Below are 14,059 nucleotides of genomic sequence, written 5' to 3' on the forward strand. Positions count from 1 at the left end.
CTTATTTCATTTCATCTATAATTTCTTTGACTTTTTTTATAAAAAACTCCATTTCTTCTTCAGAACCTATACTTACTCTTAAATAATTATCTATTTTATCTTTGCTAAAATATCTAACTAATACACTTTTTTCTCTTAGTTTAGAGAACAATTCACTAGCAGAGTAAATAGGATGAGTTATGAAAATAAAGTTAGCCTTGGAAGGTATAACTTTGAATCCAAGTTCTTCTAACTGAACAATAACCTTTTCTCTTGTATTTATTATCCTTGATGTACATTCCCTAAAATAGTCTTCATCTTTTATTGCTTCTACTGCAGCAGCAGATGCTACTCTATCTATTGTATAAGAGTTAAAAGAATTCTTTATTCTATTTAGTCCATCAATAAGTTCTTCACCCCCAAGAGCAAATCCTACCCTGATTCCTGCTAAGGAACGTGATTTAGATAATGTTTGTATTACTAAAAGATTAGGATAATCCTTTATAAGGGCTACTGCTGAAGTTCCCCCAAAGTCTATATATGCTTCATCAATTATAACTACCTTATCAGAGTTATAATCTAAAACTTTTTTAATTTCCTCTATAGGCATATATTTTGCTGTTGGCGCATTAGGATTCGGAATAACAACTCCGCCATTTTCCCTAATGAACTCATCTACTTGTATAGAAAAATTATCATCTAACTCTGCAAGTTTATAATTTATATTATATAACTTAGCATATACTGGATAAAAACTATAGCTGATCTCTGGAAATATAATTGATTCATTAGAATTAAAAAAAGCTAAAAATGCAAAGGCTAGAACCTCATCAGATCCATTTCCAATAAAAACTTGACTTTTGTTTAATTCATAATAGTTAGCAATAGTTTCTCTTAGTTCATCACAGTCAGGATCTGGGTATAATCTTAAATCACTACTAGCTACATTTTTTATTGCCTCCAATACTCTTGGAGATGGAGGATATGGACTTTCATTTGTATTTAATTTAATATATTTCTTATCTTTAGGCTGCTCCCCACAAACATAGGGTTCTATATTCTTAGTGATTTCACTCCAATATTTACTCATAATTAAAACACCTTCTATCTGTAATCTTCTTTAAATTATCTACATTCTTCTATAGCTTCTTTCAAATCTATATTACCTGAGTATATAGCCTTACCTGTAATTGCTCCGTGAATACCCATTTTATTAATAGCTTTCAAATCCTCTATATCTTTAATTCCTCCAGAAGCTATTATATTGCAGCTTACGCTTTTTTGAATATTATAAAGCTGCTCTAAATTAGGACCTTGCAGGGTACCATCCTTGCTTATATCTGTAAATATAATAGTCTTAACTCCTAATTTCTCCATCTCTTTTGCAAAATCTATATAGTTAACTTTGCTTACATTAATCCATCCATCAATAGCAACAAATTCATCTTTTGCATCTATTCCTATTGCAATTTTATCTCCATACTTCTTAACAGCTTCCTTTACAAACTCTGGATTATTAAGTGCTGCTGTACCAAGTATTACTCTACTTAACCCTATATTAATTAAAAAATCAATTGTTTCAATATCCCTTATACCACCACCAAGCTCAACTGGAATATTAACTTTTTTTATAATCTCAGAAACAATATCATAATTTACACCCTTACCTTTTAAGGCACCATCTAAATCTACCATATGAATAAATTCTGACCCTGCTGCTTTAAAGCTTAATGCAGTTTCTAAGGCGCTTTCTGCTACAACCTCTGACTTATCAAAATCCCCTTTATACAATCTTACACATTTACCATCTTTTAAATCTATTGCAGGTAAAATAATCATTTAACCATCTCCCCAAAGTTCTTTAGCATTTTTAATCCTATATCTCCACTCTTTTCTGGATGAAATTGTATTCCATAAATATTATCCTTACTAACTACTCCCGGAACCTTTACTCCATAATTTGCATAGGCATTTAAGTTTTCAGCCTCTTCAATTACCGCATAATAAGAGTGAACAAAGTATACGTGACTGCCTTCCTCTATATCCTTTAAAATAGGACTTTTAACTTCATAATTTAAACTATTCCAACCCATATGAGGTACTTTTAGATTCACTTGAAGTTTTTCTATTTTTCCTTTTAATAAACCTAATCCTCTACTACTAGTACCTTCTTCACTACTTTCAAATAAAAGCTGCATACCAAGACAAATTCCAAGCAGTGGAGTACCCTTTTTTACAGCTTCTTCTATTACCTTGTCTAAACCCAGCTCTCTTATATTATTAATAGCATCCGGAAAAGCACCTACCCCTGGAAGTATTATTCCCTTACTATTTAAAATATCATTTTTATCATTTGTAATCTTACAATCTATCTTTAATAAATGAAGAGCATTTTCTACACTCTTCAAGTTTCCCATTCCATAATCTATAATAGTAATCACAGTTTTAACACCACCCTCTTCTAGTAAACATTAGTCAGTTTTTAGTTTAGCTACTCAAAAATTATAGACCCACCAACTAATGGTTACTGATTCTATATACTCCCTTTTGTAGACATTACTCCTTTTATTCTTGAATCTATATCAACAGCCTCTCTAATAGCTCTTCCTAAGGCCTTAAATATCCCCTCTATCATATGATGATTATTCTTTCCATATATAACTCTAGCATGGAGAGTTATTTCTGCATTAAAGGCAAATGCTCTTAAAAATTCTTCTACAAGTTCAGTATCTAGCTCTCCAACTTTATCTGCAGTAAAATTAAAATCACATACAATGTAGGGTCTTCCACTTATATCTAGGGATACGGTAGTTAAAGCTTCATCCATTGGAACAAAAGAAGTTCCGTATCTTTTTATACTCTTTTTATCTCCTAAAGATTTTTTTAAGCACTGTCCTAAAACTATTCCTACATCCTCTACTGTGTGGTGTCCATCTACTTCTATATCTCCCTTAGATTTTATAATAAGATCTAAAAGTCCATGCTTTGCCATTAAATTTAGCATATGATCAAAAAATCCTATACCAGTATTAACTTCATAGTTTCCTTCACCATCTAGATTTAAACTTATATCTACTTCCGTTTCCCCTGTTTTTCTATATACTGTTGCTTCTCTTTTTTCCAAGGAAATCCCTCCTACTATCTACTTTCTGAGTTTATTCAAATCTTACCTTAATCGAATTTGCATGTGCAGTTAATCCTTCTGTATCCGCAAGAGTAATTACTTGGTCTTTAACCTTTGAGAGACCTTCTTCTGAATAATATATAAAACTAGACTTTTTAATATAGTCATCTACTGATAATGGTGAGAAAAACTTAGCACTTCCACTCGTCGGCAATACGTGATTAGGTCCGGCCATATAATCTCCTAAAGGTTCTGGTGCATATTTTCCTAAGAATATAGATCCTGCATTTTTAAGTTCTCCCATGATTGCAAAAGGCTCTTTAACCATAACTTCTAAGTGTTCTGGAGCTATTATATTAGACATCTCTATAGCATCTTTTATGTCTTCTACCACTATTATTCCGCCATAATCTTTAAGCGAAGTTAAGATAATGTCTTTTCTTGATAAAGTCTCAACTTGTCTTTCTAACTCTTTTTTTACCTCTTCTGCTAATTCTTTGGACGTAGTTACTAGTATTGATGATGCAAGCACATCATGCTCAGCTTGTGACATTAAATCAGCAGCTATATACTTCGCATCTCCAGTTTCATCAGCTATAACTAAGATTTCACTTGGACCTGCAATCATGTCTATATCAACAAAACCATAAACACTTCTCTTTGCCATAGCCACATATATATTTCCCGGGCCAACTATTTTATCTACCTTTGGTATAGAATCCGTTCCATAAGCAAGTGCTGCAACTCCTTGAGCTCCTCCAACCTTATATATCTCATCTACTCCAGCAATATCTGCTGCTACTAAAATATTGGGATTTATAGTTCCATCCTTTGATGGTGGTGTTACCATAACTACCTTGTTAACTCCTGCTACCTTAGCTGGAATTGTGTTCATTATAACTGATGAAGGGTAAGAAGCTGTTCCTCCAGGTACATATATACCTACAGTATCTAAAGCTCTTATTTGTTGCCCAAGAATTATGCCATCTTCCTTATTAACCATCCATGAGTTTTGTTTTTGTTTCTCGTGAAAAAACCATATGTTTTCTTTGGCTAATTTTATTGCATCTACAAATTTTTTATCCACAATTTTATAAGCATTTTTTATTTCATCCACAGTTACTTTAATATTCTGTGGGTTAACTTCTTCACTATCAAACTTATTAGTATATTTTATTACTGCTGAATCCTTATTTTCTCTTACATCCGCTAAAATACCCTCAACTGCAATAACTACTTCTTTATGCACAGTTTCTGCTCTATTCTTTAAAATATCAACATAATAACTTTTATTACTTTTATCTAAACTAACTATATTAATCATCAGTATATCCCCCTTTACTCTTGAAGCAACGTACTAATCTTCTCGATTATACTTGTTATTTCTTCTCTCTTAGTTTTCATACTAGCTTTATTTATTATCATTCTTGCACTTATAGGACATATTTCCTCTACAATAATAAGTCCATTCTCTTTTAAAGTAGATCCTGTCTCAACAATATCTACTATTGCATCAGCAAGTCCTACTATAGGTGCAAGTTCCACTGAGCCTTCTATTTTAATAAGTTCTACATCAAGGCCTTTATTTCTAAAATATTCTCTTGCTACATTTGGATACTTTGTAGCTATTTTTTTTCTATTATATCCTTCTTCCAATTTAAATTCAGGAAGTGCCGCAACTGCAAATCTACATTTACCTACTTTTAAATCAAGGACCTCATAGAACTCTTTATTTATCTCCATTAAAGTATCCTTACCTACAATACCTATATCCGCTGCTCCATATTCTACATAAGTTGTTACATCTGGTGCTTTAACTAAAAAAAAGTCTATGTTATATTCCTCATTTTCACAAGTAAAAATAAGTTTTCGCCCCTTATCTTGTAACTCTCTTATATCTACTCCAATGGACTTAAAAGTTTCTAAAGCGTGCTCCTCAAGTCTTCCCTTAGTTAATGCTATTCTTACTTTTTTCAAACTAACCCCTCCATCTGCCCTTATCTAAGCATAGTCAAAAATTTCTCTTTATTTAGAAAACTAAATTCCCCTAATTGAATGTTAAATACTTTCACATTATCCTCATCTAATATAGTTATCATCTTATCTATACTCGCTTCTCTAGCATACTCAAGTGACTTTTCTTCATCATCAAATAAACTTAGTTCACATATAAGTTCTTTCTGTCTAATTATCTTTTGTAATTCATAAGCCTCACTTATAAACTCTTCTTTATAAAACACACATACTTTTTTGTTTTCTTTTGAAGTTAATAGATTCTGCTTTTTAAGTGCTATAGTAATATTATCTACATTAATAGCAAAACCCGTAGCTGGAAGATTTATTCCAAACTGCTCAATTAAATTGTCATATCTTCCTCCACTTAGAATATAATCGCCGACTTCATCAGCATATCCTTTAAATATTACTCCTGTATAATAGTCAATATTTTGTACCATACCTAAATCAATAGTTATATAGTCGTTTAGTCCTATCTTTTCTATAATTCTATATATACCATGGATATTATCTAAAGCATCTATTGCCCTCTTATTTGTTGTTAAATCTCTAGCTTTATCTACAGTCTCTATATCTCCAAATAATTGAGGAAGCTTTTCTAATACCTTAATGCTTTCCTCATCTATATCATCTTGCTTATCCTTAAGAAAATTACTAAGAGTGATAAAATTTTTATTTTCAATAAGTTCCCTAAGTTTCTCAATTTCATATTCATCTAATTTAATGTCCTGAATTAATGCTTTAAAAAAATTAGCCTGACCTAATTCAATTTTAAAATTCTTCAGTCCTAAGTCCAATAGGGCATTTATAGCAGTAATTATTACTTCCGCATCAGCTTTTAAATTTCGTACCCCAATTATTTCTACTCCTGATTGAGTAATCTCACTCATTTTTCCATTTAAGTTCTCATTTATTCTAAAAATATTCGATGTATAGCATAGTCTTAATGGATATATACTATCTTTTATTTTAGTAGATGTTATTCTTCCAATAGGAGTAGTCATATCAGGCCTTAAAACTAGTATTCTTCCTGCACTATCAAATAACTTATACATTTTTTCTTGAGAAATAGACTGATTATTTGAATTAAATACATCATAAAATTCTAAGGTAGGAGAAATTATTTCAGAAAAACCACTATATTTATATACTTTTCTTAACCGCTCTTCTATAGTTAATTTAATATCACATTCTTCAAACAATATATCCTTCATTCCATCCGGTATATACCTTTTCCATTTACCCATTTGTCCCGCCCCCACTTTATTAATTTAACGCTTTACATTAGTAAACTATAAGAAAATGATAACTATTTTTTACCTATTTGTCAATATAAATATAATAACACAAAAAAACTTAAAGCCTCATATGCTATATCTCATATGAAGCTTTTTTTATTACAGTAGACTATTTCCAAGAACCTCTTTTAATTTTTCATTTCTATCGTAACTAGAAGCTACTGAATTTACTGTAGGAATATTTCCCTTGTATTCTCCCATAGTATAGTAATTTTCTAAGACATTGGCCTCATTCTTTTGATAGTAATGTGGGATTTTTATAACATTACCATTTGTTTCTTGCTGCATTGATCCATAGTTTTCCATCTTTATTTTCTCCTTCCTGATAAATATGAAAATTATTATTTTTTAACATATCATATATAACATCTGAATTTTCTATACTTTCATTGCTTAAGGTTATAGTGAACTTATCATTTACATCTACTATTCCCATATAATCATGTATCTTACTATAATCGCCTAAATTAATTTTGCTTAAAATATCTAGCTTATATTCTGACATTAAAATCTCCCTTTCGATCTAATTTATCTTATTTTTTGTATTTTTATATTAAATATACATAAGACTTTTATACTAGATATTGGTTGCATTATAATAACTACTTTGTTTGATATATGTACCCATAAATGTTATAATTTATTTAAAATCTAAACATTTATACAAGGGGGAGATTTAATGAAAAATCTTAAAGGAACTAAAACTGCTGAAAACTTAATGAAAGCTTTTGCTGGTGAGTGTCAAGCTAGAACTAAATATACTTACTATTCTTCTCAAGCAAAAAAAGATGGTTATGTACAAATATCAAATATATTTATGGAAACTGCTGAAAATGAAAAAGAACATGCTAAAAAATTTTTAAAATACTTATTAGAAGATACTAATCTTCATGGTTCTGCAATTAACATAAACGCTTCTTATCCCGTTGGATTAAGCGATACAAAAGCTAACTTAGGCTATGCTGCAAATGGTGAAAATGAAGAATGGAATGAATTATATCCAGCTTTTGCTGATGTTGCTGAAGAAGAATGCTTTGCTGATATTGCTTCAACTTTTAGAGTTATTGCTAAGGTTGAAAAAGAACATGAAGAAAGATATAGAAAATTACTTTCAAATATAGAAAACAATACTGTGTTTTCAAGAGAAGAAACTACTCTATGGAAATGTGGAAACTGTGGTTATATTCATGAAGATTTATCAGCTCCAAAAATATGTCCAGCTTGTACACATCCTCAATCTTATTTTGAAGCTGTATGTAAGAACTACTAAAAAAATAAACTCTCGAGCTAATAGAATACTCGAGAGTTTATTTTTTTATTATATAAATATTTATTCTTTAATAAAAACTTTTTTTATGATCTTTTCAGCCTCATGTTGTGGAAGCTCTTCATACCTTTCAAATCTCATTTCAAAGTTTCCTCTTGCCCCTGTTATTGATCTTAAATCTGTTGCATATTTAAATAATTCAACCATAGGTGCCTCTGCTATAATTTTTTGTTTTCCTTTTAGTGTCTCCATTCCAAGAACTCTTCCTCGTTTCTTATTAATATCTCCAATTACATCACCCATATATTCCTCTGGAACTTCTATTTCAATATGCATAATAGGCTCTAATAAAACAGGTTGAGCTTCCTGAATTCCCTTTTTGTATGCTATAGATGCTGCAACCTTAAATGCCATTTCTGAAGAATCAACAGGGTGATAAGAGCCATCATAAAGAGTTGCTTTTAATCCTATTACCGGATAACCTGCTAATATACCTTTTTTTAAAGACTCTCTTAATCCTTTTTCAACAGCAGGTATATATTGTCTTGGAACTACCCCCCCAACAATTTTATCTACAAATAATAAATCTTCTTCGCCATCATCTCTAGGCTCAAATTTTATTTTTACATCTCCATATTGACCATGTCCTCCAGTTTGTTTTTTATGTTTTCCCTGCACTTGAGATTGTTTTTTTATTGTTTCCCTATATGATACTTTTGGTGTTTGAAGTTCAACTTCAACTCCAAATTTAGTTTTCAATTTATTTGCAACTATTTCTAGATGTATTTCACCAATACCTGATATTATAGTATCTGCATTTTCAACATCTCTTGAAATATGAATAGTAGGATCTTCATCTAAAAGTTTAGTAAGTCCTGTAGAAATTTTATCCTCATCCCCTTTAGATTTTGTTAATACTGCCATAGAGATAGATGGTTTTGGGAAATCTATTTCCTCATATGCTACTGATGATTCAATCTCACATAAAGTATCTCCTGTATTAGTAAATTGAAGTTTTGATACAGCGCCAATGTCTCCTGCAATAACTTCTGGTGTTTGTATTTGTTCCTTTCCCTTTAAAAAATACATTGCTCCAAATCGTTCTATTTTTTTCTTATTTACATTATAAACACCTGAATCAGCTTTAGCCTTTCCTGTAATAACTTTAAATATTGATAATTTCCCTACAAATGGATCTGCAATAGTTTTAAAAACAAATGCAGAAAAAGGTTTATTTTCATCAATATCTACCTGCACATTCATATCCTTTTCTTTATCATTTGCGTTTTCAGATTTTACATTCTTTGGCGCTGGAAAACATTCTATTATATCTTCTAAAAATGTACTTATACCTATACCTTCATAAGCAGAGCCACATGTAACAGGCGCAATTTCTCCAATTTTTACAGCTTTAATTAGTCCACTATATATTTCTTCACTACTTAAGTCGCCTTCTTCAAAATATTTATCTAGTAAGACTTCATCAGTCTCAGCTACTGCTTCTATTAATATCTTTCTATATTCGTTAATTTTTTCTATAAGTTCATCTGGAATACTTGTAATATCCATTTCTCCAGTCTTAGAATTATATATTCTTGCTTGTTTAGATATAATGTTTATAATCCCTAGGAAATCGTTTTCTTTGAAGATTGGATATTGTATAGATACTACAGATGACCCAAACTTCTTTTTTAAGTCTAATAGTATTTTTTCATAATTATTATTTTCTTTATCTAATTTATTAATAAAGAATCCTCTAGGCTTATTGTGATTACTTATATAATCCCATGCTTTTTCAGTTCCTATCTTAATGCCTGATTTAGCTGATACTGTAATTATTGCTGTATCTGCTCCTCTTAATCCTTCAATCATTTCTCCTACAAAGTCAAAATATCCTGGCATATCAATTATATTTATTTTTACATCTTTCCAATTACAAGGTAAAATCGATGTAGATATAGATATTTTTCTCTTTTTCTCTTCAGTATCATAATCACTAATTGTATTACCATCTTCAACTTTTCCAAATCTATCACTACTTTTGGTGTAATATAATATAGCTTCAGCAAGTGTAGTTTTTCCTGAACCACTGTGACCAATAAGTCCTATATTCCTTATATTTTGAGTTTTATAATCTTTCATAATAACTCCCCCTCACTTTAACTAAAAATATTTATATAAGCACTAGAAAAGCAATTTATTTCTATTTTTCTATTATTAAATTCTATTATAGATTCCCTTGCTATATTACTTTAAAAATAAAAATAGCACTATACTTTCTAATGAAAGTATAGTGCTATAAATTTAACTATTATGTTATGTATATTTTGTTCAAAAAATAAAAATGGCTCCGCGAAAAGGATTCGAACCTTCAACCTATCGGTTAACAGCCGAGTGCTCCACCGTTGAGCTATCGCGGAACATTTACCTGGCGATGTCCTACTCTTCCACACCGTCTCCAGTGCAGTACCATTGGCGCTATGAAGCTTAACCTTCGTGTTCGAGATGGGTACGGGTGTATCCTTCATGCCATAATCACCAGATGCTCTAGCTCTTAAAATCTATGATTTTCTAGAGATAGAGTACTCATCAGCTATGCTGAGGAGTTTCATTACTTATTTGCGTTGACAAATACAAAAGAATGTTTGAATTATTCTTTCAAAATTGCACAGTGAATTTAATATTTTAGATCAAGTCCTCGATCTATTAGTATTAGTCAGCTGAGTACATTACTGTACTTACACCCCTAACCTATCAACCTGGTAGTCTTCCAGGGATCTTACTAGCTTACGCTATGGGAAATCTAATCTTGAGGTGGGCTTCACGCTTAGATGCTTTCAGCGTTTATCCCTTCCCGACATAGCTACCCAGCTGTGCTTCTGGCGAAACAACTGGTGCACCAGAGGTCAGTCCATCCCGGTCCTCTCGTACTAAGGACAGCTCCTCTCAAATTTCCTACGCCCACGGCGGATAGGGACCGAACTGTCTCACGACGTTCTGAACCCAGCTCGCGTGCCGCTTTAATGGGCGAACAGCCCAACCCTTGGGACCGACTACAGCCCCAGGATGCGACGAGCCGACATCGAGGTGCCAAACCTCCCCGTCGATGTGGACTCTTGGGGGAGATCAGCCTGTTATCCCCGAGGTAGCTTTTATCCGTTGAGCGATGGCCCTTCCATACAGAACCACCGGATCACTAAGTCCGACTTTCGTCCCTGCTCCACCTGTATGTGTCGCAGTCAGGCTCCCTTCTGCCTTTACACTCTACGCGCGATTTCCGACCGCGCTGAGGGAACCTTTGAGCGCCTCCGTTACCTTTTAGGAGGCGACCGCCCCAGTCAAACTGCCCACCTAGCAATGTCCTGTGACCAGATTCATGGCCGCCAGTTAGAATTCCAGTACTGTCAGGGTGGTATCCCAAGGACGACTCCACGAAAGCTGACGCTCTCGCTTCTTAGTCTCCCACCTATCCTGTACAGACAATACCGAAATGCAATGCTAAGCTACAGTAAAGCTCTACGGGGTCTTTCCGTCCAACCGCGGGTAGCAAGCATCTTCACTTGCACTTCAATTTCACCGGATTTGCTGCCGAGACAGTGCCCAAATCATTACGCCATTCGTGCGGGTCGGAACTTACCCGACAAGGAATTTCGCTACCTTAGGACCGTTATAGTTACGGCCGCCGTTTACTGGGGCTTAAGTTCATACCTTCGCTTGCGCTAAGCATTCCCCTTAACCTTCCAGCACCGGGCAGGCGTCAGCCCCTATACATCAGCTTACGCTTTAGCAGAGACCTGTGTTTTTGATAAACAGTTGCTTGGGCCTGTTCACTGCGGCCTCCTCTCGGAGGCACCCCTTCTCCCGAAGTTACGGGGTTAATTTGCCGAGTTCCTTAGCAGCAATTCTTCCGACGGCCTTAGGATTCTCTCCTCATCTACCTGTGTCGGTTTGCGGTACGGGCACCAATTTGCTCCATAGAGACTTTTCTTGGCAGCGTGGAATCAGATACTTCGCCCATAGGGCTCCCCATCACACCTCAGACTTAAATTGAGCGGATTTGCCTACTCAACATCCTAAGTGCTTAGACGCACATCCAATAGTGCGCACATCCTATCCTCCTGCGTCATCCCATTTGTCAAACGCATTTTGGTGGTACTGGAATATCAACCAGTTGTCCATCACCTACGCCTTTCGGCCTCGGCTTAGGTCCCGACTAACCCTGGGAGGACGAGCCTTCCCCAGGAAACCTTAGATATTCGGCCAACAGGATTCTCACCTGTTTCTCGCTACTTATGCCAGCATTCTCACTTCTGCACTGTCCACCACTCCTTACGATATGGCTTCTACCTGTGCAGAAAGCTCCTCTACCACGTGTACGTAGTACACATCCATAGCTTCGGTGGTAAGTTTTAGCCCCGTTACATCTTCGGCGCGGGATCTCTCGACTAGTGAGCTATTACGCACTCTTTAAATGAGTGGCTGCTTCTAAGCCAACATCCTAGTTGTCTTAGAAATCCCACATCCTTTCCCACTTAACTTACACTTTGGGACCTTAGCTGATGGTCTGGGCTGTTTCCCTTTTGACCACGGATCTTATCATTCGTAGTCTGACTGCCGGGGTACCAGTATGTGGCATTCGGAGTTTGATAGGGTTCAGTAACTGTTGTCAGCCCCTAGCCCATTCAGTGCTCTACCTCCACTACTTAATTACCCGACGCTAGCCCTAAAGCTATTTCGAGGAGAACCAGCTATCTCCGAGTTCGATTGGAATTTCTCCGCTATCCACAGCTCATCCCATGGTTTTTCAACACCAACGTGGTTCGGACCTCCACGGAATTTTACTTCCGCTTCATCCTGGCCATGGATAGATCACCCGGTTTCGGGTCTACGATATGCAACTAGTTGCCCTGTTCAGACTCGGTTTCCCTTCGGCTCCGCACCGTAGGTGCTTAACCTTGCTACATATCGTAACTCGCTGGCCCGTTCTACAAAAAGTACGCCGTCACACATTAACGTGCTCCGACCGATTGTAGGCACACGGTTTCAGGTTCTATTTCACTCCCCTTCCGGGGTTCTTTTCACCTTTCCCTCACGGTACTGCTTCACTATCGGTCACTAGGTAGTATTTAGCCTTGGGAGATGGTCCTCCCAGCTTCCCACAAGGTTTCACGTGTCTCGTGGTACTCTGGAGTAGATCTACTTCTCTCTTCTTTTTGCCTACAGGGTTATTACCTTCTACGACAGAACTTTCCAGTTCTCTTCGACTAAAAAGATTGAAGCGTTATGATCTATCCGCAACCCCAGAAACAAAGTTTCTGGTTTGGGCTCTTCCCCTTTCGCTCGCCGCTACTGAGGGAATCGATTTTTCTTTCTCTTCCTTCTGGTACTTAGATGTTTCAGTTCCCAGAGTGTACCTCTATATACCTATGAATTCAGTATATAGTACATGATGTTTATCATGTGGGTTTCCCCATTCGGAAATCTACGAATCACAGGCTGTGTGCGCCTACTCGTAGCTTATCGCAGCTTATCGCGTCCTTCTTCGGCTCCTAGTGCCAGGGCATTCACCGTGCGCCCTTTCTAACTTGATCGTTAGATGCTTGTAAACATAAATGTTATACAAGACTTTACTCCTCAGATATACTGAGTGAGATTTATTACTATAACTAATTACTTAGTTATAGTAGATTTCTTAATATTCACTGTGCAATTTTCAAAGAACAATTGGTGGGTCTAAATGGACTCGAACCATCGACCTCACGCTTATCAGGCGTGCGCTCTAACCAGCTGAGCTATAGACCCTAATGGTGGAGATAAAGAGATTCGAACTCTTGACCCCCTGCGTGCAAGGCAGGTGCTCTCCCAACTGAGCTATACCCCCATATTATATAAATTTCTAGAATAACCTCTAGAAATTTCAAAAGACATTAGTCTTTCAAAATTAAACAGAATTAAGGATAAATTTTTCCAGTCTATGAAAGCTATGAGCTTTCATTTCTCCCTAGAAAGGAGGTGATCCAGCCGCAGGTTCTCCTACGGCTACCTTGTTACGACTTCACCCCAATCACCAATCCCACCTTCGACTGCTGGCTCCTTGCGGTTACCTCACAGGCTTCGGGTGTTACCGGCTCTCATGGTGTGACGGGCGGTGTGTACAAGACCCGGGAACGTATTCACCGCGACATTCTGATTCGCGATTACTAGCAACTCCAACTTCATGTAGGCGAGTTTCAGCCTACAATCCGAACTGGGACCGGTTTTTTAGTTTGGCTCCCCCTCGCGGGTTTGCTTCTCGTTGTACCGGCCATTGTAGCACGTGTGTAGCCCTAGACATAAGGGGCATGATGATTTGACGTCATCCCCACCTTCCTCCTG

11 protein-coding genes, 3 tRNA genes and 3 rRNA genes (1 of these 17 only partly in view) are annotated in these 14,059 nt (G+C 35.6%); 1 reads left to right on the top strand and 16 read right to left on the bottom strand.

The genetic code is table 11. The features are described 5' to 3' along the window. Nucleotide 1 precedes the first annotated feature (1 nt). The 9 genes from hisC to ACX0KU_RS03990 all read right to left on the bottom strand — a co-directional run bounded on the left by hisC (nt 2) and on the right by ACX0KU_RS03990 (nt 6,922). On the bottom strand, nt 2-1,069 hold the full coding sequence (hisC, locus tag ACX0KU_RS03950) for a histidinol-phosphate transaminase (RefSeq protein WP_472991609.1): 1,068 nt from the start codon (nt 1,067-1,069) through the stop codon (nt 2-4). A gap of 35 nt (nt 1,070-1,104) precedes the next feature. After that, nucleotides 1,105-1,818: a 1-(5-phosphoribosyl)-5-[(5-phosphoribosylamino)methylideneamino]imidazole-4-carboxamide isomerase gene (hisA, locus tag ACX0KU_RS03955; RefSeq protein WP_472991610.1), complete on the bottom strand. Its 714-nt coding sequence runs from the start codon at nt 1,816-1,818 to the stop codon at nt 1,105-1,107. Next, entirely contained in the window at nt 1,815-2,420 is a 606-nt protein-coding gene (hisH, locus tag ACX0KU_RS03960) for an imidazole glycerol phosphate synthase subunit HisH (protein ID WP_472991611.1), read from the bottom strand. The genes hisA and hisH overlap by 4 nt, the downstream gene beginning before the upstream one ends. Nucleotides 2,421-2,512: 92 nt before the next feature. After that, nucleotides 2,513-3,103 carry an imidazoleglycerol-phosphate dehydratase HisB gene (gene hisB, locus ACX0KU_RS03965; RefSeq protein ID WP_472991612.1) on the bottom strand — a complete coding sequence of 197 codons (591 nt, stop codon included), beginning with the start codon at nt 3,101-3,103 and terminating at the stop codon, nt 2,513-2,515. Between the two features lie 31 nt (nt 3,104-3,134). Next, the gene (hisD, locus tag ACX0KU_RS03970) at nt 3,135-4,427 is read right to left on the bottom strand and encodes a histidinol dehydrogenase (RefSeq protein ID WP_472991613.1); all 1,293 of its coding nucleotides are present in this window, start codon (nt 4,425-4,427) and stop codon (nt 3,135-3,137) included. 14 nt (nt 4,428-4,441) lie between these two features. Then, complete coding sequence (gene hisG / locus ACX0KU_RS03975; RefSeq protein ID WP_472991614.1) at nt 4,442-5,080, bottom strand: ATP phosphoribosyltransferase; 639 nt, start codon at nt 5,078-5,080, stop codon at nt 4,442-4,444. A gap of 20 nt (nt 5,081-5,100) precedes the next feature. Next, nucleotides 5,101-6,366, bottom strand: coding sequence for an ATP phosphoribosyltransferase regulatory subunit (locus ACX0KU_RS03980; protein ID WP_472991615.1), 1,266 nt, complete (start codon nt 6,364-6,366; stop codon nt 5,101-5,103). Between the two features lie 150 nt (nt 6,367-6,516). Beyond that, the gene (locus ACX0KU_RS03985) at nt 6,517-6,723 is read right to left on the bottom strand and encodes a hypothetical protein (protein WP_472991616.1); all 207 of its coding nucleotides are present in this window, start codon (nt 6,721-6,723) and stop codon (nt 6,517-6,519) included. Further along, nucleotides 6,683-6,922, bottom strand: a complete 240-nt coding sequence (locus ACX0KU_RS03990) for a hypothetical protein (protein ID WP_472991617.1) — start codon at nt 6,920-6,922, stop codon at nt 6,683-6,685. Before ACX0KU_RS03990 ends, ACX0KU_RS03985 begins: the two co-directional genes overlap by 41 nt. 174 nt (nt 6,923-7,096) lie before the next feature. Here ACX0KU_RS03990 and rbr point away from each other — a divergent pair, with 174 nt between their 5' ends. Further along, nucleotides 7,097-7,687, top strand: a complete 591-nt coding sequence (rbr, locus tag ACX0KU_RS03995; protein ID WP_472991618.1) for a rubrerythrin — start codon at nt 7,097-7,099, stop codon at nt 7,685-7,687. 60 nt (nt 7,688-7,747) lie between these two features. On the opposite strand, the gene fusA is transcribed toward rbr, so the two are convergent. The 7 genes from fusA to ACX0KU_RS04030 form a co-directional block, all read right to left on the bottom strand. Next, nucleotides 7,748-9,826, bottom strand: coding sequence for an elongation factor G (gene fusA, locus ACX0KU_RS04000; protein ID WP_472991619.1), 2,079 nt, complete (start codon nt 9,824-9,826; stop codon nt 7,748-7,750). A 203-nt stretch (nt 9,827-10,029) separates the two neighbouring features. Beyond that, a tRNA-Asn gene (locus ACX0KU_RS04005) sits at nt 10,030-10,104 on the bottom strand. Between the two features lie 6 nt (nt 10,105-10,110). Next, nucleotides 10,111-10,227 (bottom strand): 5S ribosomal RNA (rrf, locus tag ACX0KU_RS04010). Nucleotides 10,228-10,370: 143 nt separating this feature from the next. Then, nucleotides 10,371-13,275: ribosomal RNA gene (locus ACX0KU_RS04015) — 23S ribosomal RNA — on the bottom strand. A 134-nt stretch (nt 13,276-13,409) separates the two neighbouring features. Then, nucleotides 13,410-13,486: transfer RNA gene (locus ACX0KU_RS04020), tRNA-Ile, on the bottom strand. 3 nt (nt 13,487-13,489) lie between these two features. Further along, nucleotides 13,490-13,565, bottom strand: a tRNA-Ala gene (locus ACX0KU_RS04025). Between the two features lie 124 nt (nt 13,566-13,689). Next, nucleotides 13,690-14,059, bottom strand: a 16S ribosomal RNA gene (locus ACX0KU_RS04030); it runs 1,139 nt beyond the window's last position. The 16S, 23S and 5S rRNA genes sit together here with 3 tRNA genes alongside, the layout of an rRNA operon.

The sequence above is a fragment of the Clostridium sp. X genome (genome assembly GCF_055755365.1).

Coding starts and splice junctions, on each gene's coding strand:
- rbr (WP_472991618.1), top strand. CDS start 7,097: ATGAAAAATCTTAAAGGAACTAAAACTGCTGAAAACTTAATGAAAGCT.
- hisC (WP_472991609.1), bottom strand. CDS start 1,069: ATGAGTAAATATTGGAGTGAAATCACTAAGAATATAGAACCCTATGTT.
- hisA (WP_472991610.1), bottom strand. CDS start 1,818: ATGATTATTTTACCTGCAATAGATTTAAAAGATGGTAAATGTGTAAGA.
- ACX0KU_RS03985 (WP_472991616.1), bottom strand. CDS start 6,723: ATGGAAAACTATGGATCAATGCAGCAAGAAACAAATGGTAATGTTATA.
- fusA (WP_472991619.1), bottom strand. CDS start 9,826: ATGAAAGATTATAAAACTCAAAATATAAGGAATATAGGACTTATTGGT.
- ACX0KU_RS03990 (WP_472991617.1), bottom strand. CDS start 6,922: ATGTCAGAATATAAGCTAGATATTTTAAGCAAAATTAATTTAGGCGAT.
- hisD (WP_472991613.1), bottom strand. CDS start 4,427: ATGATTAATATAGTTAGTTTAGATAAAAGTAATAAAAGTTATTATGTT.
- ACX0KU_RS03980 (WP_472991615.1), bottom strand. CDS start 6,366: ATGGGTAAATGGAAAAGGTATATACCGGATGGAATGAAGGATATATTG.